This window comes from Kosakonia quasisacchari (assembly GCF_004331415.1).
GTDB classification, from domain to species: domain Bacteria; phylum Pseudomonadota; class Gammaproteobacteria; order Enterobacterales; family Enterobacteriaceae; genus Kosakonia; species Kosakonia quasisacchari.
In genome coordinates this window covers 283577-307113 of the sequence record NZ_SJOP01000002.1, presented here as the reverse complement: position 1 = coordinate 307113, position 23537 = coordinate 283577, and the positions used below count along the sequence as shown (strand labels likewise).

The window sequence follows — 23537 nt, the reverse complement described above, 5'->3', positions numbered from 1 at the left end:
CCCTTATTGCGCTTGCCAGAGAATGACAGCCGCCGTTCCCAGCAAGTTAATCAGCGTCAATGGCAGGCAGACTTTCCAGCCGAAAGACATCACCTGGTCATAACGCGGACGCGGCAGCGCGGCGCGGATCAAAATGAACATCATCATAAAGAACGCCGTTTTCAGCGCGAACCAAATGAATGGCGGTAACAACGGCCCTTGCCAGCCACCGAAGAACAGGGTGACCATCAGCGCGGAAATGGTGACGATACCGATGTATTCCCCGACGAAGAACAGGCCGAACTTCATACCGGAGTATTCGATGTGGTAACCATCCGCCAGTTCCTGTTCCGCTTCCGGCTGGTCAAACGGGTGACGGTGACACACCGCAACGCCTGCGATAGCGAAAGTCACAAAACCGAAGAACTGCGGAATAACGTTCCATAAACCGGCCTGGTTGTTGACGATGTCGGTCATATTGAATGAACCGGCCTGCGCAACCACGCCCATCAAGGAAAGCCCGAGGAACACTTCATAGCTCAGGGTCTGCGCGGAAGCACGCATCGCACCGAGCAACGAGTATTTGTTGTTACTCGACCAGCCTGCGAACAACACCGCGTAAACCGCCAGACCCGCCATCATCAGGAAGAACAGGATCCCGATATTGAGGTCGGCCACCACCCAGGTAGGGCTGACCGGCACAATGGCAAACGCTAACAGCAGCGAGGTAAAAGCAATCATTGGCGCAAGAGTGAAAATCACGCGGTCAGAAAAGCGCGGGATCCAGTCCTCTTTAAAGAACATCTTGATCATGTCCGCCACGAGCTGGAGTGAACCACCCCAGCCTACGCGGTTCGGCCCGTAACGGTTCTGGAACAGACCGAGCAGACGACGCTCACCAAAGCTCATGAACGCACCGCAGGTGACCACCACCAGCAGAATGACGACCGCTTTCAGAATGCTTAACAGAATGTCGATAACATCCGGTGTTAACCAGCTCATGCTTGCGCCTCCTGCAGATTTTCAAGACGTGCTCCAGCCAGTACCGGCGCAATGCCCGGCATCCCCATCGGCAGACCAACCTGCCCTGCCGCCAGACCTTCAGAAACCTGCAACGGCAGGCTGATAGTCTGCCCTTCGTAAGTGAAGGAGATATGCGCGCCTGCGTTAACGCCAAGCTTTGCGGCATCGGTCGGATTCAGTTTGATGTATGGCTGCGGCATGCGGCTCTGGAAGACCGGAGCACGCTGTGACAATTCGTCACTGCCAAACAGGTGATAGTAAGGCGCGATACGCCATTTGCCGTCCTGCGCTTCGAACGCGCCCGGTACGGTAGTGAAGTAATCAAGACCACTTTCAGACGCTTCAATCAAGCGTACACCCGGATCGCCGTGACGCAGGTGACCACCCACTTCGTCCTGGAATTTGTTCCAGGCCTGCGGGGAGTTCCAGCCCGGCGCCCATGCAAATGGAATTTGTGAACGTGGCGCAGACGGCTGGTTGTTCCCTTCCATTGAGAAGGCGAACATGGTGTCTTTGTCCTGCGGCTGACGCGGTTCGTGCACACTGATATTGGCGCGCATCGCGGTGCGTCCACTGTAGCGGTGCGGTTCACGCGCCAGCTTCTGGCCACGAATGCGGAAGCTGGCATCCGGCGCGGCATCTTTAATACCGGCCAGTTGCGGCAGTGCTTCAACGGCCGCATCGATCACGTGATCAAGCTGCGTCCAGTCCACTTCGCGGTTTTGCACGGTGCTGTGCAGCGAGTGCAGCCAGCGCCAGCTTTCCAGCATCAGGGTTTTGCTGTCGTAGTAGGTCGGATCGTAAACCTGGAAGAAGCGCTGCGCGCGGCCTTCGTTGTTGATAACCGTACCATCGCTTTCAGCAAAGCTGGCGGCGGAGAGCACCAGATGAGCGCTGTCCATAATGGCGGTGCGCTGATGATCAACCACCAGCACCAGCGGCGCTTTCGCCAGCGCCGCGTCAACGCGGGCAGCAGAAGCGTGACGATGCAGATCGTTTTCCAGCACGACAACGGCGTCAGCACTGCCGCTTTCCAGCTCAGCCAGCGCATCATCGAGGCTACCGCCGCCGATAAGCCCCAGCCCCATGCTGTTCACCGAACGAGCAATCATGGTGATGCCGACATCGGAACCGCGGCCTTTCAGCGCTTTCGCGACGTTTGCCGCCGCCTGAATCACCGCCGTGCTCCCGGCGTTAGTTCCAGAGATAATCAGCGGTTTTTTCGCCCCGGCCAGGGCCTGAACAATCACATCCACTTTGCTTTTCAGATCGTTGCTCAGACCATCAACCGCAGGGGAAGCATCGTCCAGCGCATGCGCGATGGCGAAACCTAAGCGAGCCTGGTCTTCTACCGGTGCGCAGTAGGTCCACGCGGCGATATCGTCCAGACGGGTGCTATCGATGTTGGTGACGAAGAGCGGATGTTTAGCACGCTGACCAATGTTCATGATCGCTGCTATCTGCCAGTCGGCAACTTTCTGCGCCGCCGCCATTTCACGCGCTTTGCCTTTCACCGCCTGGCGAACCGCCAGCGAGACGCGCGCGCCGGTCTGGGTGATATCTTCCCCGAGGATCAGCACCGCGTCGTAGGATTCAATTTCACGCAGCGCCGGAGTGTGGATGCCGCCTTCGCGCAGCACTTTTAGCGCCAGCTCAAGACGTTCCTGCTCACCTTTGGCGATGCCGGTATAGAAGTTTTCCGCGCCAACTAATGCACGCAGCGCGAAGTTACTCTCGACGCTTGCACGCGGAGAACCGATACCAATCACCTTCTTCGACTGACGCAGAATGTCCGCTGCGCCCTGCATCGCCTGCTCGGCGTTGAGAGTGATCAGATCGTCGCCACGGCGTTGAACCGGCTGACGCGGTCTGTCTTTCAGGTTGACGTAGCCGTAGCCGAAACGACCACGGTCGCAAAGGAAGTAGTGGTTAACGGTGCCGTTGTAACGGTTTTCAATGCGGCGCAGTTCACCATAACGTTCGCCAGGGCTGGTGTTACAACCCAGTGAACACTGCTGGCAGATGCTCGGCGCGAACTGCATATCCCACTTACGGTTATAGCGCTCGGAGTGGGTTTTATCGGTGAAAACGCCGGTCGGGCAGATTTCTACCAGGTTGCCGGAGAACTCGCTCTCAAGCACGCCGTCTTCCGGGCGACCGAAATAGACGTTGTCGTGCGCGCCATAAACGCCAAGATCCGTGCCATCGGCGTAGTCTTTGTAGTAACGCACGCAGCGGTAACACGCGATACAGCGGTTCATTTCGTGGGAAATGAACGGACCGAGATCCTGATTACGGTGCGTACGTTTGGTGAAACGATAGCGACGGAAGCTGTGACCGGTCATCACGGTCATATCCTGCAGGTGGCAGTTGCCCCCTTCTTCGCAGACCGGGCAGTCGTGCGGGTGGTTGGTCATCAACCACTCGACCACGCTTTCACGGAACTGCTTCGCTTCGTCGTCATCAATAGAGATAAAAGTACCGTCGGATGCCGGTGTCATACAGGACATCACCAGGCGGCCACGCGTGTCTTCCGCGTTTTGATATTGCTTCACCGCACACTGGCGGCACGCACCCACGCTCCCCAGCGCCGGATGCCAGCAAAAATAAGGAATATCAAGGCCTAAAGAGAGACATGCCTCAAGAAGGTTGTCTGCTCCGTTTACCTCGTATTCTTTGCCGTCTACATGAATAGTAGCCATTAGCATGCTTCCAGTTGTCTCAGTCAGCGACTAAGAGTTAATCAAAATTCTGTTCGCGTCCCCTCATCAGCGCGATGAAGGAAGAACCATTACCAGCGCGCTTTCAGCAAGTTTGGCTGGATACCGCCAATTGCATGGGTATTGCTGAATAGCTGTTTAATGCCCGCTTCGAACTCTTCGCGGAAGTATTTAATCGCGCTCTGTAACGGTTCAACCGCACCTGGCGCATGCGCGCAGAAGGTTTTACCCGGCCCGAGTTGTCGACACAGTTGCTCAAGTGTCTCGATATCTCCAGGCTGGCCTTCACCACGCTCCAGCGCACGCAGGATTTTCACGCTCCACGGCAAACCATCACGACATGGCGTACACCAGCCGCAGGACTCGCGGGCGAAGAACTCTTCCAGGTTGCGCACCAGCGGCACCATGCCAATTTCATGGTCAACGGCCATCGCCAGCGCAGTACCGAGACGGCTACCTGCTTTACCGATGCTTTCAAACTCCATCGGCAAATCGAGATGCGCTTCGGTCAGGAAATCGGTCCCTGCCCCGCCCGGCTGCCAGGCTTTAAATTTCAGCCCATCGCGCATACCACCCGCGTAATCCTCAAGGATTTCACGCGCGGTGGTACCAAACGGCAGCTCCCACAGACCCGGATTCTTCACGCGTCCGGAGAAGCCCATCAGTTTGGTGCCCGCATCTTTGCTGGTCGAAATGTTCTGATACCACTCAACACCGTTCGCCAGGATCGCCGGGACGTTACACAGGGTTTCGACGTTGTTGACACACGTCGGTTTACCCCATGCCCCGGAGCTTGCCGGGAATGGCGGTTTGGAACGCGGGTTAGCACGACGGCCTTCCAGCGAGTTAATCAGCGCCGTTTCTTCGCCGCAGATATAACGACCCGCGCCAGTATGTACAAACAGTTCGAAGTCGAAGCCGCTGCCAAGAATATTCTTGCCAAGCAAACCGGCTTCGGTTGCTTCAGCAATCGCGCGGCGCAGATGCACCGCCGCCTCAATATATTCGCCGCGCAGGAAGATGTAGCCACGGTAGGCTTTCAGCGCGAAGGCCGAAATCAGCATCCCTTCTACCAGCAGGTGCGGCAGTTGCTCCATCAGCAAGCGGTCTTTGTAGGTGCCCGGTTCCATTTCATCGGCGTTACACAGCAGGTAACGGATGTTCATGGATTCGTCTTTCGGCATCAGGCTCCACTTCAGACCCGTGGAGAAGCCCGCGCCGCCGCGACCTTTCAGACCCGAATCTTTCACCGCATTGACAATCTCATCCGGTGCCATGCCGGTCAGCGCTTTGCGCGCACCGGCATAACCGTTTTTGCTCTGGTACTCTTCGAGCCAGACCGGCTGTTTGTCATCGCGCAGACGCCAGGTCAGCGGATGCGTTTCAGGAGTACGGATAACTGTTTTCATTTATACCGCTCCAGCAAATCAGGGATCGCGTCCGGCGTCAGATGGCTGTGAGTGTCCTCATCAATCATCATGTTCGGGCCTTTATCGCAGTTACCCAGACAGCAAGTCGGCAGCAGCGTAAAGCGACCGTCAAACGTTGTCTGGCCCGGTTTGATCTTCAGATGGCTTTCAATCGCCGATTGAATGCCCTGATAGCCAGTGATATGGCAAACCACGCTGTCGCAATAGCGAATAACATGGCGACCAACCGGCTGGCGGAAGATCTGGCTGTAGAATGTTGCCACGCCTTCGACATCGCTCGCCGGAATGCCCAGCACGTCAGCGATGGCGTAAATTGCGCCGTCCGGCACCCAACCACGCTGTTTCTGAACTATCTTCAGCGCTTCAATGGACGCCGCACGCGGGTCTTCGTAGTGGTGCTTCTCGTGCTCAATTGCCTCACGCTCTGCCGCACTCAGCTCAAAAGCCTCGGTTTGTGGTTGTTGATTCTCGTGCATAATTAGCGATCCACATCTGACATAACAAAATCGATACTACCCAGATAGACAATCAAGTCTGATACCAGGCTGCCGCGGATGGCCGACGGGATTTGCTGCAGGTGCGCAAAACTCGGGGTACGAACGCGGGTACGGTAGCTCATGGTGCTGCCGTCGCTGGTCAGGTAGTAACTGTTAATACCCTTGGTTGCTTCAATCATCTGGAAGGATTCGTTGGCCGGCATTACCGGGCCCCACGACACTTGCAGGAAGTGAGTAATCAGGGTTTCGATATGTTGCAGCGTGCGCTCTTTCGGCGGCGGCGTTGTCAGCGGGTGATCCGCTTTGAACGGGCCTTCCGGCATGTTGTTGAGGCACTGCTCAAGAATGCGCAGGCTCTGGCGCAGCTCTTCAACTTTCAGCATCACGCGGGTGTAGCAGTCACTCACGCCACCGCCAACCGGGATCTCAAAGTCGAAGTTCTCGTAACCGGAGTACGGACGCGCTTTACGCACGTCAAAATTAATGCCGGTCGCACGCAGGCCTGCACCGGTCGTGCCCCACTCCAGCGCTTCTTTTGCGTTGTAAGCGGCAACGCCCTGAGAGCGGCCTTTCAGAATGGTGTTGCGCAGCGCCGCTTTCTCGTAAGAGGCCAGACGTTTTGGCATCCAGTCGAGGAACTCGCGCAGCAGACGATCCCAACCGCGCGGCAGATCGTGCGCCACGCCGCCAATGCGGAACCAGGCCGGGTGCATACGGAAACCGGTGATCGCTTCCACCAGATCGTAGATTTTCTGACGATCGGTAAAGGCGAAGAACACCGGCGTCATTGCGCCTACGTCCTGAATAAAAGTTGAGATATAGAGCAGGTGGCTGTTGATACGGAACAGTTCAGACAGCATCACGCGGATCACGTTGACGCGATCCGGCACGGTGATACCGGCCAGTTTTTCTACCGCCAGTACGTAAGGCATTTCGTTTACGCAACCGCCGAGATACTCGATACGGTCGGTGTAAGGAATGTAGCTGTGCCAGGACTGGCGCTCACCCATTTTCTCCGCGCCACGATGGTGGTAACCGATATCCGGCACGCAGTCGACGATCTCTTCGCCGTCCAGTTGCAGGATGATACGGAACGCACCGTGCGCAGATGGGTGGTTCGGGCCGAGGTTGAGGAACATAAAGTCCTCATTTTCGGTGCCGCGTTTCATGCCCCAGTCTTCCGGCTTGAAGGTCAACGCTTCCATTTCCAGATCCTGCTTGGCTTTGGTCAGCTCAAACGGATCGAATTCAGTTGCGCGCGCCGGGTAATCTTTACGCAGCGGGTGACCCGTCCAGGTTTGCGGCATCATGATGCGCGTCAGGTGCGGGTGGCCATCGAAGGTCATGCCAAACATTTCCCATGTTTCACGCTCGTACCAGTTGGCGTTCGGGAAAAGTTTGGTGATCGTTGGCAGATGCATATCGTTTTCGGCAAGCGCCACTTTCAGCATGATGTCGCGGTTGCGATCGATCGAAATGAAGTGGTAGAAAACGGAAAAATCCGCGGCGGGCAAACCGTCGCGGTGTGTGCGTAGACGTTCGTCCATGCCGTGCAGATCGAACAGCATGACATATGGTTTTGGTAATTTCTTTAAGAAATCGACCACTTCCAGCAACTGCTCACGCTTAACCCAGACTACGGGCACCCCGGTGCGGGTCGCTTGAACGGTAAAGGCATCCGGCCCAAAACGGTTGCGCAATTCGCCAATGACCGGATCATCCAAATGATCCCGGGTCTGCCATGCGGCTTCTTGCGCAGTTAAATCGGTCATATTGTTCACCATTGCAAAGGGTCCGTGGTGACTGTTGGGTATGGCTTCGCGTTATTGGATTATTGAAATGCGAAGTTTCTTCCATTACCCACAGGCGCAAATTAAATCTCGTCCGGCGTACGCAGATTGGTCACGGCGATACGCTCGCCACGTTTACGGTCGCGTTCCGACTGCATATTGGCGCGATAAACGCCCTGATCGCCAACCACCCATGAGAGTGGACGACGCTCCTTGCCAATCGACTCCTGCAGCAGCATCAGCGCCTGCATATAGGCTTCAGGACGCGGCGGGCAGCCAGGGATGTAGACATCCACCGGGATAAATTTATCGACGCCTTGTACGACAGAATAGATATCGTACATACCGCCAGAGTTCGCACAGGCACCCATGGAGATAACCCACTTAGGTTCCAGCATCTGGTCGTAAAGGCGCTGAATGACCGGCGCCATTTTGGTAAAGCACGTGCCCGCGACCACCATCAGGTCTGCCTGACGAGGAGAAGCACGCAACACTTCCGCACCAAAACGCGCAACGTCGTGCACTGCCGTAAAGGATGTCACCATCTCTACATAACAGCACGACAGGCCAAAGTTATATGGCCAAATTGAGTTTTTACGTCCCCAGTTCACCATATCGTGCAGGGCATTTACGAGCTTGCCCATATAAACGCTACGGTTAATTTCTTGTTCCAGGGGGTCGGTTACGATCTCCTGTTTCTGCAGGGGGTAACGGTCGTTCTCACCGTTAGGATCTATGCGGGTGAGCGTATAATCCATCTTATTGCCTCGCGGTTAGCGTTGACTGTCAGTGTAGCTGTTAGTCTCTGGGTTGATTTGCTCACGGCGCGAACGCACGGGCGTCCAATCCAGCGCGCCAATACGCACCAGATAAACCAGACCAGCCAGCAGCACTAATATAAAAATAGCGGCTTCGACAAACCCGACCCAACCACTCTCGCGAATGGAGGTTGACCATGCGTATAAATAGAGCGCTTCCACATCGAAGATGACGAAGAACATGGCCACCAGGTAAAACTTGGCGGATAGACGTAAGCGAGCGGAACCGACGGAGTCGATACCCGATTCGAAAGGAACGTTTTTGTGCCTCGCGTGCGCGCGACCGCCCAAAAACCGACCGCCGATCAGCATCAGGCAACACAGGCCAATGGCGACAATAAGAAAGATAGCGAATGCCCAGTGATGAGCGATGATTTCAGTGGATGTTGACATACGCATTGCTTAACTCAAAAGGTAGCGTTATTACCTCTGCTCTTGCTGGCAGATGACGCCACATCGATTCACGGGGAGGAATGAAAAACCACACATTAACTGTGTAAAAGACGAAAACAGCTAAACGATGTGGGTTTTTACTCCTTTCTATAACCTTTTGTCAACTTTAACAAAGGTTTCCTCACATTAGTTTACATCGGCAGCAATTCATTAACATTTAGTGCCGTTTTCTTGAACGACTTCAAACATTCACAAGAAATATCCAGGTGTTGAATCGTGTCCGTAGCGAGGTTTTATACTTATTACCCGCTTATTTTGACAGGATTTTGTCAGGATTCCTCCCCCTCAACGGGAGTATTTTCTTGATCTGCGACACGCTTTTGTTAATTCATACAGTGAAACAGCAACAATCCGCCTTGATTTTTAACATGACCAGCAGGCATGAAAGACTATAGTTGAAAAAAGGAGATCGTGCTGTGAGTGATATTAAATTATTGAAAGAAAGAATAATTTTCAGGAATGGCGTTTTTATGGTTCATAATCTGTGCGCAAAATGAACCGATAACCGCTTTTTTGCCGCCAGCGGTTCATTTTTACACTTACATTTTGTTACCAGATTTTGCAGGGGATGTTAGCTAAAATCCCCTTCGATAATCAGCGGATCGCCTCCTCCCTCAGGAGTAGTGCTGCCGTAATGCCAGGGGTTTTGATAATGTTCCATGGCCTGGAAAATCACCTGTGCCAACTCATTGCGGCTTTGCGGGTTATAGCAAAGCAAATACTCCGTATCAGGCAACAGCGGTAGCCCTTCCGCTCTACCCAGTACGCGCAAATCGGGGCTCATCATTTCCACTGGCCGCGCGGTCACACCCAATCCTGCTTTTACTGCTGCTTTCACCGCCGAAAGCGTAGAAGCGACATAAGCCATACGCCAGGGAATATCCGCATCATTCAGCGAATTGATGACCATATCGCGAAATGGGCTGGGTTCATCCAATAAAACCAGTGGTATCGCCTCACTCTTCTGTAACACGTATTCAGCCGAGCAGTACCAGTGCGTTGGCGATGTGCGCAACGTCAGGCAATCAAATTGCGCGGAACGGTGAGTCGTCACCACGAGATCAACATCATGCTCTTGTTCGCGTTCGTCAGAAAACGGGTTGCGTTTCACTCGTACATCGAGAGCCAGCTTCGGGTATACCGAGCTAATACGATTAAGCAAAAACGGTAAAATCGTGTCTGCGGACTCATCAGAAGCGCCAATAGTTAAGACGCCCTGAAGATTACTAAACATTAACGACGTGCATGCTTCGTCATTGAAACGTAAGATCTTTCGCGCATATCCCAGTAACTGAATACCATGTTCAGTTAAGAGTTTATTGCGGCCATGACGAGCAAATAATTCTTTTCCCACTAATTGTTCTAGCCGCTGCATTTGCTGACTTACGGCGGACTGAGTGCGACAAACCGCAGCAGCGGCCGCAGCAAATGTGTTTAGATCGGCGACCGCAACGAAAGTTCTCAGCAGATCGAGGTCGAGATTCAATATCGGACGATTTGCATTTATCATAATTTTTCACTTACGGGTCGTTCGCGCGGAGTGACCCGGGTTTATGCTGTGCTCGTAAGATTAAGTAATTCCATTTAAAAAGTGCATCCAGCAGACCAGGTAAAGCTGGCAGTCGTTCAGGTGTTTATAGTTCGCTGTCTAACGCAAGCTGAACTCAATGGCTTTATTTCGCCTTCTGCCATTCCTTTTAGATATATAAAAGATGCCAAAGCGAGTTATTCCTTTTAAGAAAAACATGTTTGTGCAACGTTCATAGGCTATACATAGCACTGCGCCATATAGAACCAGCCTATATAACTGGTCAGAATTAAAAGCGAGTAATAACAATCAACTAAAATTAAGAAATAAACCTTAACTAAAGCAAGGCTTTTGGTGTCAGTTCCATTTCTTGCCCCACGAGTTTAACCTAAAACCTTTATATTTATAAGCATTATTGCGAATAATCTTAAGCAAACAAATGGCTTCTACCTCCCCACCATCTTATTAATATTAGTGATAGTCATCGTTCCCATTCTCAATATTAAATAGCTATTAATTAAGTGAAGAACTAACTATTAATAATGCTTAACATTGCTTTTACAGCCAACTCACCTCTTCACCTGGCTGAATGAGGCGGTAATCCATCGCGCGGCTTGAAACAGAAAACGAATTCTACCGTAGCACAACCGCCTCAAACCGAGACGAAACGAACGCTTTTAGACGGTAAAAAATATCAGCATAAAACACAAAGGCAGCATTAAAAACCAAAATAGAAAACAAACACAGAAAAAATAAAAAACAAAAAGGCCAATAAATAGTTAAAAAAGCGTTAACCATCAGCAGCATTAAGACAAAATCTTCTCCTGCTAACCCTTCAAAATAGACGGACGGGGGAGTACATTGTTCCGTGCTCACTTCCACGGCAGGCAGTGGCTATTCTAGCTAAAAGGTCAAAGGTTCATGTCCTCCATCGAAAAATCCAGCAAATTAGATAACGTCTGTTACGACATCCGTGGCCCGGTTCTGAAAGAAGCAAAACGTCTTGAAGAAGAAGGCAACAAGGTCCTCAAACTCAACATCGGCAACCCAGCCCCTTTCGGCTTCGAGGCCCCGGATGAAATCCTGGTGGATGTGATCCGCAACCTGCCCAGTGCGCAAGGTTACTGCGACTCCAAAGGGCTCTACTCCGCGCGTAAAGCCATCATGCAGCACTACCAGGCACGCGGCATGCGCGAAATCACTGTGGAAGACATCTATATTGGCAACGGTGTTTCCGAGTTGATCGTGCAGTCGATGCAGGCGTTGCTTAACAGCGGCGACGAAATGCTGGTGCCCGCACCGGATTACCCGCTGTGGACCGCTGCAGTCTCGCTCTCCGGCGGAAAAGCGGTGCACTATTTATGTGATGAGTCGGCAGGCTGGTTCCCCGATCTCGACGATATTCGCGCCAAAATTACGCCGCGTACGCGCGGGATTGTCATTATCAACCCAAACAACCCAACCGGCGCGGTTTACTCAAAAGCGCTGCTGCTGGAAATCGTTGAGCTCGCACGTCAGCACAACCTCATCATCTTTGCGGATGAAATCTACGACAAAATTCTTTACGACGAAGCGCAGCATCACTCGATTGCCGCACTCGCGCCGGATCTGTTCACTATCACCTTTAATGGGCTGTCGAAAACCTACCGGGTCGCGGGTTTCCGTCAGGGCTGGATGGTGTTGAGCGGGCCGAAAAAACACGCGAAAGGCTATATTGAAGGGCTGGAGATGCTGGCATCGATGCGCCTGTGTGCCAACGTCCCGGCACAACACGCGATCCAGACTGCACTCGGCGGCTACCAGAGCATCAGCGAATTTATTGTTCCTGGCGGGCGTCTGTATGAGCAGCGTAATCGCGCATGGGAGTTGATCAACGAGATCCCGGGTGTTTCTTGCGTTAAACCAAGCGGCGCATTGTATATGTTCCCGAAAATCGATGCCAAACGCTTCAATATTCACGACGACCAGAAAATGGTACTCGACTTCCTGTTGCAGGAAAAAGTACTGCTGGTACAAGGCTCTGCCTTTAACTGGCCATGGCCGGATCACGTACGTATTGTGACGTTGCCGCGTGAAGACGATCTGGAAATGGCGATAACCCGTTTTGGTCGATTCCTCTCAGGTTACCACCAGTAAAGGATGTGGGGGAGGATTTGCATCTTCCCCCACTCTCTGCGCACAATGGCTCAGGTCGCAGTCACAGACAAGGTTAACCATGAGTCAGAGCCACTTTTTCGCCCACCTTTCCCGCCTTAAACTCATCAATCGCTGGCCACTGATGCGTAATGTACGCACGGAGAATGTCTCCGAACATAGCCTGCAAGTCGCAATGGTCGCCCACGCGCTGGCGGCAATTAAAAACCGTAAATTCGCAGGCCAGATCAATGCTGAGCGTATCGCTCTCCTGGCGATGTACCACGATGCATCAGAAGTGCTGACGGGTGATTTGCCAACGCCGGTGAAATATTTCAACTCGCAAATAGCCCAGGAATATAAAGCTATCGAGAAGATCGCCCAGCAGAAGTTGGTCGAGATGGTGCCGGAAGAACTGCGTGATATTTTTGCGCCGCTGATCGATGAACATCACTACACCGCGGAAGAAAAATCGATCGTGAAACAGGCAGATGCCCTATGCGCTTATCTGAAATGTCTGGAAGAGCTCTCCGCCGGCAACAACGAATTCTTGTTAGCCAAATCACGACTGGAAAAAACGCTCGATGCGCGCCGCAGCCCGGAAATGGATTACTTCATGCAGGTGTTTGTGCCGAGCTTTCATCTGTCGTTGGATGAAATCAGCCAGGATTCGCCGCTGTAACGCAATATGCCGGGTTAAAAGCCCGGCCATGTCAAAACGGGAACAGCACCGGAATCAGCAGTGCACACACCACCATCACCAGCAGCGTGAACGGCGCACCGATTTTGACGAAATCACTGAACTGGTAGTTACCTGGCCCTAAAACCAGGGTATTCACCGGTGAGGAAACAGGCGTCATAAACGCTGCCGAAGCCGCCATCGCCACGACCATTGCGAACGGATAAGGCGAAACGCCCATCGATTTCGCCGCCGCCAGCGCGATCGGAGCCATCAATACCGCGGTTGCGGTGTTAGAGATAAATAAACCAGTCACGGCGCACATCACGAACAGGCATATCAGCATCAGGTGCGGGCCGTAGCCACCGCCCAAATCCATCAACCCTTTCACCACCAGATCTATACCGCCAGTTTTTTGCAAAGCCAGCGCAAACGGCATCATGCCGACAATCAAAATAATGCTCGGCCAGTGAATCGCTTTATAAGCGCTTTCAGCATCGATACAGCGAAACTTGCCCATCAACATGCACGCTATGATCGCTGCGACTGGATTGGGAATTTCATCGGTTAGCATCAATGCAACCATCAATACCAGGCAGAAAAGAGCGTGTGGCGCCTGGCTGTGCGCCGGGGATGCTGCGCTCTCTTCCACCGGCAAGTTAAGCACCACAAAGTCGCGACCATGCGAGCCAAGCTGGCTGATGAGTTTCCAGTTTCCGACCACCAGAAAAACATCACCCAGTTGCAATGCTTCATTCGCCACCGAACCTTCCAGCACCTCACCATTGCGTTTTAACCCCACAACGTTAAGGCCGTAGCGAGTGCGAAAACCGATTTCGCGTACGGTCTTGCCTATCAGTTCGGAATCCGGGATCAACGACACTTCCGCCATCCCAACATCAAGCGCCTGGTCTGAGAAGTATTCGCCGCGCAGGATCATCGGCTCAAGCAGTTGTTCAGCACAAAACTCACGCAGATCGACTTCGGCGGCAGACATATCAATCAGCAACACATCGCGGGCGCGAAATTCGGATACCCCGTTAACGTTAACAATGACGCGCCGAAAACGCCGCCAGCGCTCAACACCGATGATATTTGCGCCATAGCGTTCACGCAGTTGTAAATCATCCAGCCGTTGCCCAATCATTGGCGAACCGGGGCGAATCGCCAGACGACGCGCCCGACCGGCAAGACGATATTCCTTAATAAGATCGCGAAAACTGCGGCGTTTCCAGCTCTCACGCGCGGTATCATCACTCTCCCCTTTCAACGTGAAACGCATTAACAGCATATAAATAATACCAAGCAGCAAGATCACCAGCCCAAGAGGGGTCACGCTAAAAAAGCTGAACCCGTCAAAGCCTTCGCGTAGCAACTCGCTGTTAACGACAAGATTCGGCGGCGTCGCTACCAGCGTCATCATGCCGCTAATAAGGCCAGCGAAGCTGAGCGGCATCATCAGCCGTGACGGCGAAATCTGCATGCGCATTGAGACACTGAGCACTACCGGGATAAAGATCGCCACCACGCCGGTCGAACTCATAAATGCGCCCAGCCCGGCAACGGTAACCATCAACAGCACCAGCATTTTGATTTCGCTACTGCCCGCCATGTTGACCAGCCACGTCCCCATATTCGTCGCCACACCAGTACGGACCAGACCATCACCGATGATAAACAGGGCGGCAATTAACACAACGTTCGGGTCGCTAAAACCAGAAAACGCTTCGGAAAGCGTCAGCGTTCCACTGAGAACAAAGGCAACAATGACAAACAGCGCAACAGCATCCATACGCACTTTGCCCGTTGCAAAAAGCACCACCGCGATGCCCAGCAGACACAGTACCCAGGTAAGTTCACCGTTCACAACGTATCCTTGTCAGTTGATAGTGGAGAAATAGTGCCATAAAAAAACCCCACAAAAGTGGGGTTAAATCATGGGATCAGGCCTTTAGCGTGACATTCACCAGGCCGTCTGGCCGTTTTGCGACATCAAGCGCTTCAAGCGTGCTAAGCCTGAAATCCACTTCATCGAGCCGGGGCGCATCCGCAGGGACATTTATCGCAATCACATGGCAACCAGCGGCAAGGCCGGAAAGGACACCCGCCGGCGCATCTTCCACCACCACGCACTCTTGCGGCGCTAGCCCCAGCAAATTTGCGCCGAGTAAATAAGCATCAGGTTCAGGCTTGCCGCGAGTTACTTGCTCAGCGGTAATGAACACTTTTGGCGTCGGCAGCCCGGTTGCACGATGGCGCGCGTGAGCGACAGGCACAGACCCGGAAGTGACAATCGCCCACGGAATGGCTGACTGATCTAAATGCTCAAGTAGCGCAATCGCACCAGGCAGCGCAGTAATGCCATCGGTATCCGCCGCTTCAACCTGTTCGAGCCAGGTAAATTCAGCCGCAATCTCCGCTTCAGACTTGCCCGGTAAGAAATGCCGCAGCGAGGTAATCGCCTGTTTGCCATGGATAAAATTCAGTACTTCATCATGCGCGATACCGAATCGGTCAGCCCAGTTACACCATGCCCGCTCCACGGCGGGCAGCGAATTCACGAGGGTGCCATCCAGGTCAAACAGAAATCCTTTACACTGCACACTCACCTCCTCAGGCGTTGATAATCTGATTAATTTCGTTGCTGCTCAGGTGGTACTGGCGCGGGCAGGAGTGCCACACGCTCAGCATGCGTTGATATTTTTCCCACATTGGAGTTTGCGCGTTAAAGCCGTGGGTTCCTGCGTCGAAATGGGTATAGCGGCCTTCGATGTTCACCATAAAACGTACATAGCCGAGATAACGCGCTTCTGTTGCGGCATCAAAACCGAGGAAAGTTACGCGGCGTTCATCAATGGCGCTGGTGTCTTTCAGGTTGGCCCAGGAGACATGCAGTGCGTGATACATCTCCATGATATCGATAACTGTGCGACAGGTTTCTTCTTTCAGTTCGCCGAATTCACGATCCAATTCGCGCATTTGCAGACCATATCCGCGCTCAATAATGGTTTGCAAACGGCGATAACGCTCCGCATTAGCCGGATCCATCATGGTCATCATTTTGTACTGGTTGGATAAGATCAGACGTTGGGCATTGGTCATTTCCATCTTTCGACTCCTGTGGCACATCGGCGCATTAAAAAAGATGCCTTGAGTTTACCTGCTGAAAAAGACGGCTTTTTTGATTTGCCGGGGGTTTTGGGTAGAACAGAATGAAAAATAAAAAAGAAGACATCGCAAAAATGCCTTCTTTTATAGAGATTGCGAAACTTGCTCAAACTCACAAATCATCAAGAAAGGTTTTATCGAGTTGTTTAAAAGCGCGCTTAAGCGTGTCGGCCAGCGCCTGGTAATCCGGTTTGCCTTCAACAGGTGCCAGCGCCTGTCCGGCCTCTTGCAGCTTGCCGCGCACTTCATAAAACCAGTGCAGAATCGACGGCGGTAGCGGCGTCACGGAGCGCTTACCCAACCACCACAGCCCTTGCATCGGCATGCTCAGCGCAAACAGCGCAGTAGCAACCGCTGGCCCAAGCTGGCCACCCAGCGCAATTTGCCAGCAGAGAGTAAACACTGCCACTGGCGGCATAAAGCGCGTGGCATAGCGCATTGCACGGATCACCCGGTTTTCAACGAACATCGGAGCGAGGCGTTTTTCCATAGGCCAGGTCTTCGCGTAGTGCTGACCCCGACGAAACAAACTAAAAAAAGTGACGGGTCGTTTCTCTGAAGTGGACATGGTTTACCTCAACTTCACATATAAAAATTAAAAAATTTGTGCAAAACAACAACTGTGAATGACAACGTTAAAATTTTTTGTCAATCCCACCTGGTATCGGGTATCCTGTGGCGGCCTTGACCGGTTCATTAGACGAATATCTTTAAATCGTCAAATTTAAGCTCATTATGCCACTGCCTGAAATTTGCGCAAAATAGCTTAAAATTTTATGTATTCTTTCCATCATGCCAGAAAGTAAACCCGGCATGATGTTAATCATAAATGTCAGTCTCCACCTGCGCTACGCTGTGCGACTCACTGACCTTTTTTAGCCACGTATCATAAATAGGTACTTCCATGTCGAGTAAGTTAGTACTGGTTCTGAACTGCGGTAGCTCCTCACTGAAATTCGCAATCATCGATGCAGTTAATGGTGACGAGTACCTTTCTGGTTTAGCCGAATGTTTCCACCTTCCTGAAGCACGCATCAAGTGGAAAATTGATGGCGGTAAACAAGAAGCGGCTTTAGGTGCGGGTGCCGCTCACAGCGAAGCGCTGAACTTTATCGTTAACACTATTCTGGCACAAAAACCAGAACTGTCTGCACAGCTGACCGCAATCGGTCACCGCATCGTGCACGGTGGCGAAAAATACACCAGCTCTGTAATTATTGATGAATCCGTTATTCAGGGCATCAAAGATGCAGCCTCTTTCGCACCGCTGCACAACCCGGCTCATCTGATTGGTATCGCCGAAGCGCTGAAATCCTTCCCGAACCTGAAAGACAAAAACGTGGCTGTGTTTGACACCGCGTTCCACACCACCATGCCGGAAGAGTCCTACCTGTATGCGCTGCCGTACAAACTGTACAAAGAGCACGGCGTTCGTCGCTACGGCGCACACGGCACCAGCCATTTCTATGTGACTCAGGAAGCTGCCAAAGTCCTGAACAAACCGGTTGAAGAGCTGAACATCATCACCTGCCACTTGGGCAACGGTGGTTCTGTTTCCGCTATCCGTAACGGCAAATGCGTTGACACTTCCATGGGCCTGACCCCGCTGGAAGGCCTGGTAATGGGTACCCGTTCTGGTGATATCGATCCGGCAATCATTTTCCATCTGCATGACACCCTGGGCATGAGCGTTGAAGCTATCAACAAAATGCTGACCAAAGAGTCCGGCCTGCTTGGCCTGACCGAAGTCACCAGCGACTGCCGTTATGTAGAAGACAACTACAAAGATAAAGAAGACGCAAAACGCGCAATGGACGTTTACTGCCACCGTCTGGCGAAATACATCGGTTCTTACACTGCGCTGATGGAAGGTCGTCTGGACGCGGTTGTCTTCACTGGCGGTATCGGTGAAAACGCAGCCATGGTGCGTGAGCTGTCTCTGGGCAAACTGGGCGTTCTCGGCTTTGAAGTTGATCACGAACGTAACCTGGCTGCCCGTTTTGGTAAGTCTGGCTTTATCAACAAAGAAGGCACCCGCCCGGCTGTCGTTATCCCGACAAACGAAGAGCTGGTCATCGCGCAAGACGCGAGCCGCCTGACTGCCTGATTCCACACCGCCAGCCCACGCTGGCGGTGCTGTTTTGTAACCCGTCTTGCCAGACGGTAACGAAAGAGGATTAACTGTGTCCCGTATTATTATGCTGATCCCTACCGGAACCAGCGTCGGCCTGACCAGCGTCAGCCTTGGCGTTATCCGTGCTATGGAACGCAAAGGCGTTCGTCTGAGCGTCTTTAAACCGATCGCCCAGCCGCGCGCCGGTGGCGATGCGCCAGACCAGACCACCACTATTGTGCGTGCTAACTCTGGCCTGACCGCAGCAGAACCGCTGAAAATGAGCCACGTTGAGTCGCTGCTCTCCAGCAACCAGAAAGACGTGCTGATGGAAGAGATCATCGCCCGTTATCACGAAAGCAGCAAAGACGCTGAAGTGGTGCTGGTTGAAGGCCTGGTTCCGACGCGTAAACATCAGTTCGCACAATCGCTGAACTTTGAAATCGCGAAAACGCTGAACGCAGAAATCGTGTTTGTAATGTCTCAGGGCACCGACACGCAAGAACAGCTTAAAGAGCGTATCGAACTGACCCGCAACAGCTTTGGCGGCACGAAAAATACCAACATCACCGGCGTGATTGTTAACAAACTGAACGCCCCGGTTGATGAGCAAGGGCGTACCCGCCCTGACCTGTCAGAAATTTTCGATGACTCGTCCAAAGCAAAAGTGGTTCATATCGATCCGGCGAAACTGCAAGAAACCAGCTCACTGCCAGTGCTGGGCGCTGTGCCGTGGAGTTTTGATCTGATTGCTACTCGCGCAATCGACATGGCGCATCACCTGAATGCAACCATCGTTAACGAAGGCGATATCAAAACCCGCCGCGTGAAATCCGTCACCTTCTGTGCACGCAGCATTCCGCACATGCTGGAACACTTCCGCCCGGGCTCACTGCTGGTGACTTCCGCAGACCGTCCGGACGTGCTGGTTGCCGCTTGCCTTGCAGCGATGAACGGCGTGGAAATCGGTGCGCTGCTGCTGACTGGCGGTTACGAAATGGACGCCAGCGTTCGCAAACTGTGCGAACGTGCATTCGCCACCGGCCTGCCGGTATTCATGGTCAACACCAACACCTGGCAGACCTCTCTGAGCCTGCAGAGCTTCAACCTGGAAGTTCCGGTTGACGATAACGAGCGTATCGAAAACGTTCAGGAATACGTGGCTAGCTATATCAACACCCAGTGGATTGATTCTCTGACCGCGACCTCTGAACGCAGCCGTCGTCTCTCTCCGCCGGCCTTCCGTTACCAGCTGACTGAGCTGGCGCGCAAAGCGGGCAAACGTGTTGTTCTGCCGGAAGGCGACGAACCGCGTACCGTGAAAGCCGCTGCTATCTGCGCTGAACGTGGTATCGCGACCTGTATCCTGCTGGGTAACCCGGACGAGATCAACCGCGTTGCCGCTGCGCAAGGCGTTGAGCTGGGCACCGGAATTGAAATCGTCGATCCAGAAGTGGTACGTGAAAGTTACGTTGCTCGCCTGGTTGAGCTGCGTAAGAGCAAGGGGATGACCGAAGCCGTCGCCCGCGAACAGCTGGAAGACAACGTGGTTCTCGGCACGCTGATGCTGGAACAGGACGAAGTTGATGGTCTGGTTTCCGGTGCTGTGCACACCACCGCGAACACCATCCGTCCGCCGTTGCAGTTGATCAAAACCGCACCGGGCAGCTCACTGGTTTCCTCCGTGTTCTTTATGCTGCTGCCGGAACAGGTTTATGTGTACGGTGACTGCGCAATCAACCCGGATCCGACCGCTGAACAGCTGGCAGAAATCGCCATTCAGTCTGCGGATTCCGCCATCGCGTTCGGTATCGAACCGCGCGTGGCAATGCTCTCCTACTCCACCGGTAACTCCGGCGCAGGTAGCGATGTAGAGAAAGTGCGTGAAGCAACGCGTCTGGCGCAGGAAAAACGTCCTGACCTGGTAATCGACGGTCCGCTGCAGTATGACGCTGCGGTAATGGCTGACGTTGCGAAATCCAAAGCGCCGAACTCTCCGGTTGCAGGTCGCGCTACCGTGTTCATCTTCCCGGATCTGAACACCGGTAACACCACCTACAAAGCGGTACAGCGTTCTGCCGACCTGATCTCCATCGGGCCGATGCTGCAAGGCATGCGCAAACCGGTTAACGACCTGTCCCGTGGCGCGCTGGTAGACGACATCGTCTACACCATCGCACTGACCGCGATCCAGGCTTCACAGCAGTAATCTGCTTTAACCAGCAACAAAAAGGCGACCATCAGGTCGCCTTTTTTATTCTACAAACAGAAAACCACGTCCTGCGGGCACTATCATCAACTCGCCTGGCTCTGCCTGATTGTCTTTGGATTCAAATCTCACGGAACTGGCAGAGGCTTCTTGTTAAGTACGCCGGTACGCCCTTCCTAGTGCAATCAATACCGCATGCTTTGAAGGTGCATTTTTGCTTCGTGTATCGCAGCAGAGTGCCTGCGAGAAGAAAACAAAACGCCATTAACGCCGGCGTTTTGTCTGTCATAGAGAAATGAGTTACTCCGCTTCCTGCATCGTTTCCACATCGTTGCTGGCATTGCGCGTCATCCACAGCGCCAGCGCTTTTAATGAATCATTGGTGAACTCGTCGCAGCGCGCGGTGATCTCTTCCGGCGTCATCCAGCATACTTCGCTAACTTCTTCTTCCTGCAATGCGAACGGCCCGTGGGAAACGCAGCTAAACAATCCGCCCCAGACCCGACAGTGTTCATCTTCAAAGTAAAACTGGCCATGTTCGGCAAACGGCACACCCGCGATGCCTAACTCTTCTTCCGCTTCGCGGCGCGCGGAATCCAGCAGGTTTTCCCCTGCTTGCACCACTCCACCAGCGGTGGCATCCAGCATACCGGGCATAAAATCTTTGATCTCTGTGCGACGCTGCACCAGCACTTTGCTCATCCCATCATGCACCACAATGTAGGTTGCGCGGTGACGCAGACATTGAGCCCGCATTTGCTGCCGGCTGGCCTGCGCTATCACCTCATTGTCTTCATTGACAATATCCACCCACTCCATGCCTGCAAAATGACTCTGTTCCACCATCGGGAAATCTTCTCTTTAGGGCGCTCTGTTGGCGCGTTTCGGTTGAAAGGTAACTTACGGATTAATCGTGACCTGTGCAATAACCCGCTGATCATTAAGTGTGATAACGCGCAATACGTCCTCTTCCAGCATGCCGTAGCTGGCCGCAAACCCGCCTTTTGGGATACTGACCGAACCGGGGTTGAAGTGGAAAATATCGCCACGTTTCTCGGCAACGGGGATATGGGTATGACCATAGACCAGCACATCGCCCGGTGCCAGTAGCGGCTCGTCATCCGGGCCAAAGAGGTGACCATGTGTCAAAAACAGGCGACGTTCAGGCAGTAAAACCTGCTGCCAGGGCGCTGTCATCGGGAATTTCAGCAGCATCTGATCCACTTCGCTGTCGCAGTTGCCGCGTACGGCAATAATCCGACCGGCCTGTTCGTTCAAACGGTCCGCAACCTGCGCTGGCGCATAGCCTTCAGGTAACGCATTGCGCGGGCCGTGATTCAGCACATCGCCAAGGATCACCAGCCAGCGGGCACCGCTTTGCGCGAACAATTCCAGCACGCGTTCCGTCGCGGGCAACGACCCATGAATATCTGATGCAAACATCAGTTTCATCACTGCACCTCATGTGGAAGAAAGCGCCCCATAATAACGGAAGTCGCCAGGCTTATCAGCCTGCGCGCTTAGCGGAAAGTGCAACAAAGCGCTGGACCGATGAGCGTTGCCACTGGAAGGTGGCGTAATCCACCAGCCGCTCCGGTACTTTGTCACCGTTCAACACGAGCCGGTTCAGCATCAATGCCAGGTCAACATCGGCGATACACCATTCGCCAAACAGGTTCGGTTTATCATGCGCCAGCAACTCACCAGCAATAGCGAACAGCTTCGCGGCGCTCGCCTGCCCGGCAGCGCTGAGCGGCGCTTTTTTGGCTCCGGCAAACACGACTGTTGTAGAACGCTCTTCGCGGATAGGCATTAAATCGCTACGCAGCCAGGCCTGAATTTGCCGGGCGCGTGCGCGTTTTTGCAGATCGTGGGGGTAAATACGCTCCCACTCCGGCGGGGCGAAGCGCTCCTCCAGATATTCGTCAATCGCTGTGGATTCACAGAGTTCAAAACCTTCAATCTCCAGCACCGGCACTCGTTGCGTCAGCGTGAAACCCGGCCAGCCTGGCGCGAGTTGCTCGTGGCTCTCGAGATCGACGGTTTTCAGGGTAAAGGGCAGCCCTTTTTCATGTAGCGCGACATACGCCGACAGCACATACGGGGAAAAATACTCTGCGTCAGACCATAAGGTGATAGCCGGTTCGCTCATAACATCCTCGTTCAATAGTTGGGATTTTTCTTCAAAATATAACGTCCTGTGCGCCCTGTCACTTGATGAAAGTTCACGCATCAGAGGTAACACCTATACTCAAACTCAGACGTTTCTTTTTCCGTATAACGGGAGCTTTGATGATAGATCTCTATTTTGCGCCCACACCAAACGGTCATAAAATAACGCTTTTCCTGGAAGAAGCGGAGCTGGAATATCGCCTGATTCGCGTGGATATCAGCAAAGGCGATCAGTTTCGCCCCGACTTTTTGAGCATCTCCCCTAACAACAAAATTCCGGCCATTGTCGACCATCTCCCCGCCGACGGCGGTGCGCCGCTTAGCATATTCGAATCCGGAGCAATCCTGCTTTATCTGGCGGAGAAAACGGGGAAATTACTTAGCGGCGAACTACGCGAACGCTATCTTACGCTGCAATGGTTGTTCTGGCAGGTTGGCGGGCTGGGGCCGATGCTCGGACAGAACCACCACTTTAACCACTTTGCACCGCAACCGGTACCCTACGCCATTGAGCGCTACCAGGTTGAAACCCAGCGTTTATATCAGGTGATGAATAAGCGCCTTGAGCGGGTACCGTGGCTGGCAGGCGAGCATTACAGCATTGCCGATATTGCCGCCTGGCCGTGGATCAATGCCCATTCACGCCAGCGCGTCGATCTGGAGGATTACCCGGCGGTATTTAACTGGTTTGAGCGTATTCGTACACGTCCAGCGACCGAAAGGGCGCTACTGAAGGCTCAACAAGTATAAGCATTACGGGTAACCTCTTCACATTGCTGAAAAATTTGATGCAAAATGTGCCCGCCATCGCATGCGGGTTTTACT

20 protein-coding genes are annotated in these 23537 nt (G+C 53.2%); 5 read left to right on the top strand and 15 right to left on the bottom strand.

Translation table 11 applies throughout. The features are described 5' to 3' along the window. Positions 1 to 3 precede the first annotated feature (3 nt). From nuoH to lrhA, 8 genes are all read right to left on the bottom strand, one after another. On the bottom strand, positions 4 to 981 hold the full coding sequence (gene nuoH, locus E0L21_RS03615) for an NADH-quinone oxidoreductase subunit NuoH (RefSeq protein WP_017458594.1): 978 nt from the start codon (positions 979 to 981) through the stop codon (positions 4 to 6). Continuing rightward, positions 978 to 3704: an NADH-quinone oxidoreductase subunit NuoG gene (gene nuoG, locus E0L21_RS03610; protein WP_131406855.1), complete on the bottom strand. Its 2727-nt coding sequence runs from the start codon at positions 3702 to 3704 to the stop codon at positions 978 to 980. The genes nuoH and nuoG overlap by 4 nt, the downstream gene beginning before the upstream one ends. Before the next feature lie 89 nt (positions 3705 to 3793). Next, entirely contained in the window at positions 3794 to 5131 is a 1338-nt protein-coding gene (gene nuoF / locus E0L21_RS03605) for an NADH-quinone oxidoreductase subunit NuoF (protein WP_131406853.1), read from the bottom strand. Then, on the bottom strand, positions 5128 to 5628 hold the full coding sequence (nuoE, locus tag E0L21_RS03600) for an NADH-quinone oxidoreductase subunit NuoE (protein ID WP_017458597.1): 501 nt from the start codon (positions 5626 to 5628) through the stop codon (positions 5128 to 5130). The genes nuoF and nuoE overlap by 4 nt, the downstream gene beginning before the upstream one ends. A gap of 2 nt (positions 5629 to 5630) precedes the next feature. Continuing rightward, a complete protein-coding gene (nuoC, locus tag E0L21_RS03595; protein WP_131406851.1) occupies positions 5631 to 7433 on the bottom strand; it encodes an NADH-quinone oxidoreductase subunit C/D in 1803 nt (600 codons plus the stop codon). A gap of 89 nt (positions 7434 to 7522) precedes the next feature. Next, on the bottom strand, positions 7523 to 8197 hold the full coding sequence (nuoB, locus tag E0L21_RS03590) for an NADH-quinone oxidoreductase subunit NuoB (RefSeq protein WP_131406849.1): 675 nt from the start codon (positions 8195 to 8197) through the stop codon (positions 7523 to 7525). Between the two features lie 15 nt (positions 8198 to 8212). Further along, positions 8213 to 8656: an NADH-quinone oxidoreductase subunit NuoA gene (gene nuoA, locus E0L21_RS03585; RefSeq protein ID WP_131406847.1), complete on the bottom strand. Its 444-nt coding sequence runs from the start codon at positions 8654 to 8656 to the stop codon at positions 8213 to 8215. Positions 8657 to 9281: 625 nt separating this feature from the next. Then, positions 9282 to 10220, bottom strand: a complete 939-nt coding sequence (gene lrhA / locus E0L21_RS03580; RefSeq protein ID WP_131406845.1) for a transcriptional regulator LrhA — start codon at positions 10218 to 10220, stop codon at positions 9282 to 9284. Positions 10221 to 11159: 939 nt separating this feature from the next. On the opposite strand from lrhA, the gene E0L21_RS03575 reads away from it, so the two are divergent. Together E0L21_RS03575 and yfbR are read left to right on the top strand one after the other, a co-directional pair. Continuing rightward, positions 11160 to 12374 (top strand): pyridoxal phosphate-dependent aminotransferase, encoded by a 1215-nt coding sequence (locus E0L21_RS03575; RefSeq protein WP_131406843.1) that lies wholly within the window; start codon positions 11160 to 11162, stop codon positions 12372 to 12374. Between the two features lie 79 nt (positions 12375 to 12453). Then, complete coding sequence (yfbR, locus tag E0L21_RS03570) at positions 12454 to 13053, top strand: 5'-deoxynucleotidase (protein ID WP_131406841.1); 600 nt, start codon at positions 12454 to 12456, stop codon at positions 13051 to 13053. A gap of 31 nt (positions 13054 to 13084) precedes the next feature. Here the strand turns inward: yfbR and E0L21_RS03565 are convergent, their stop codons facing one another. The 4 genes from E0L21_RS03565 to yfbV form a co-directional block, all read right to left on the bottom strand. Continuing rightward, a complete protein-coding gene (locus E0L21_RS03565) occupies positions 13085 to 14917 on the bottom strand; it encodes an SLC13 family permease (protein WP_131406839.1) in 1833 nt (610 codons plus the stop codon). A gap of 76 nt (positions 14918 to 14993) precedes the next feature. Beyond that, positions 14994 to 15653 carry a sugar phosphatase gene (locus E0L21_RS03560; RefSeq protein ID WP_131406837.1) on the bottom strand — a complete coding sequence of 220 codons (660 nt, stop codon included), beginning with the start codon at positions 15651 to 15653 and terminating at the stop codon, positions 14994 to 14996. 10 nt (positions 15654 to 15663) lie between these two features. Next, positions 15664 to 16158, bottom strand: a complete 495-nt coding sequence (locus tag E0L21_RS03555) for a YfbU family protein (protein WP_017458605.1) — start codon at positions 16156 to 16158, stop codon at positions 15664 to 15666. A gap of 172 nt (positions 16159 to 16330) precedes the next feature. Continuing rightward, positions 16331 to 16786 carry a terminus macrodomain insulation protein YfbV gene (gene yfbV / locus E0L21_RS03550; protein ID WP_131406835.1) on the bottom strand — a complete coding sequence of 152 codons (456 nt, stop codon included), beginning with the start codon at positions 16784 to 16786 and terminating at the stop codon, positions 16331 to 16333. Positions 16787 to 17122: 336 nt separating this feature from the next. On the opposite strand from yfbV, the gene ackA reads away from it, so the two are divergent. Both ackA and pta read left to right on the top strand, forming a co-directional pair. After that, positions 17123 to 18325: an acetate kinase gene (gene ackA / locus E0L21_RS03545; protein WP_131406833.1), complete on the top strand. Its 1203-nt coding sequence runs from the start codon at positions 17123 to 17125 to the stop codon at positions 18323 to 18325. Positions 18326 to 18401: 76 nt separating this feature from the next. Then, positions 18402 to 20540, top strand: a complete 2139-nt coding sequence (pta, locus tag E0L21_RS03540) for a phosphate acetyltransferase (protein ID WP_131406831.1) — start codon at positions 18402 to 18404, stop codon at positions 20538 to 20540. Between the two features lie 300 nt (positions 20541 to 20840). Here the strand turns inward: pta and yfcD are convergent, their stop codons facing one another. The 3 genes from yfcD to yfcF are packed head-to-tail and all read right to left on the bottom strand — an operon-like array spanning position 20841 to position 22692. Next, positions 20841 to 21386, bottom strand: coding sequence for an NUDIX hydrolase YfcD (yfcD, locus tag E0L21_RS03535; protein WP_131406829.1), 546 nt, complete (start codon positions 21384 to 21386; stop codon positions 20841 to 20843). A gap of 54 nt (positions 21387 to 21440) precedes the next feature. Then, positions 21441 to 21992, bottom strand: a complete 552-nt coding sequence (gene yfcE, locus E0L21_RS03530) for a phosphodiesterase (protein WP_131406827.1) — start codon at positions 21990 to 21992, stop codon at positions 21441 to 21443. A gap of 55 nt (positions 21993 to 22047) precedes the next feature. Further along, complete coding sequence (yfcF, locus tag E0L21_RS03525; protein ID WP_131406825.1) at positions 22048 to 22692, bottom strand: glutathione transferase; 645 nt, start codon at positions 22690 to 22692, stop codon at positions 22048 to 22050. A 140-nt stretch (positions 22693 to 22832) separates the two neighbouring features. Between yfcF and yfcG the strand changes: the two genes are divergently transcribed. Beyond that, entirely contained in the window at positions 22833 to 23462 is a 630-nt protein-coding gene (gene yfcG / locus E0L21_RS03520) for a GSH-dependent disulfide bond oxidoreductase (RefSeq protein WP_131406823.1), read from the top strand. The last annotated feature ends 75 nt before the right edge of the window (positions 23463 to 23537 follow it).

What these genes read in the sequence shown, in the direction of transcription:
- nuoE (WP_017458597.1), bottom strand. Translation starts at nt 5,628, where the DNA reads ATGCACGAGAATCAACAACCACAAACCGAGGCTTTTGAGCTGAGTGCG.
- lrhA (WP_131406845.1), bottom strand. Translation starts at nt 10,220, where the DNA reads ATGATAAATGCAAATCGTCCGATATTGAATCTCGACCTCGATCTGCTG.
- E0L21_RS03555 (WP_017458605.1), bottom strand. Translation starts at nt 16,158, where the DNA reads ATGGAAATGACCAATGCCCAACGTCTGATCTTATCCAACCAGTACAAA.
- nuoC (WP_131406851.1), bottom strand. Translation starts at nt 7,433, where the DNA reads ATGGTGAACAATATGACCGATTTAACTGCGCAAGAAGCCGCATGGCAG.
- yfcF (WP_131406825.1), bottom strand. Translation starts at nt 22,692, where the DNA reads ATGAGCGAACCGGCTATCACCTTATGGTCTGACGCAGAGTATTTTTCC.
- nuoB (WP_131406849.1), bottom strand. Translation starts at nt 8,197, where the DNA reads ATGGATTATACGCTCACCCGCATAGATCCTAACGGTGAGAACGACCGT.
- yfcE (WP_131406827.1), bottom strand. Translation starts at nt 21,992, where the DNA reads ATGAAACTGATGTTTGCATCAGATATTCATGGGTCGTTGCCCGCGACG.
- yfbV (WP_131406835.1), bottom strand. Translation starts at nt 16,786, where the DNA reads ATGTCCACTTCAGAGAAACGACCCGTCACTTTTTTTAGTTTGTTTCGT.
- nuoF (WP_131406853.1), bottom strand. Translation starts at nt 5,131, where the DNA reads ATGAAAACAGTTATCCGTACTCCTGAAACGCATCCGCTGACCTGGCGT.
- yfbR (WP_131406841.1), top strand. Translation starts at nt 12,454, where the DNA reads ATGAGTCAGAGCCACTTTTTCGCCCACCTTTCCCGCCTTAAACTCATC.
- nuoA (WP_131406847.1), bottom strand. Translation starts at nt 8,656, where the DNA reads ATGCGTATGTCAACATCCACTGAAATCATCGCTCATCACTGGGCATTC.
- yfcD (WP_131406829.1), bottom strand. Translation starts at nt 21,386, where the DNA reads ATGGTGGAACAGAGTCATTTTGCAGGCATGGAGTGGGTGGATATTGTC.
- E0L21_RS03575 (WP_131406843.1), top strand. Translation starts at nt 11,160, where the DNA reads ATGTCCTCCATCGAAAAATCCAGCAAATTAGATAACGTCTGTTACGAC.
- nuoG (WP_131406855.1), bottom strand. Translation starts at nt 3,704, where the DNA reads ATGGCTACTATTCATGTAGACGGCAAAGAATACGAGGTAAACGGAGCA.
- ackA (WP_131406833.1), top strand. Translation starts at nt 17,123, where the DNA reads ATGTCGAGTAAGTTAGTACTGGTTCTGAACTGCGGTAGCTCCTCACTG.
- nuoH (WP_017458594.1), bottom strand. Translation starts at nt 981, where the DNA reads ATGAGCTGGTTAACACCGGATGTTATCGACATTCTGTTAAGCATTCTG.
- yfcG (WP_131406823.1), top strand. Translation starts at nt 22,833, where the DNA reads ATGATAGATCTCTATTTTGCGCCCACACCAAACGGTCATAAAATAACG.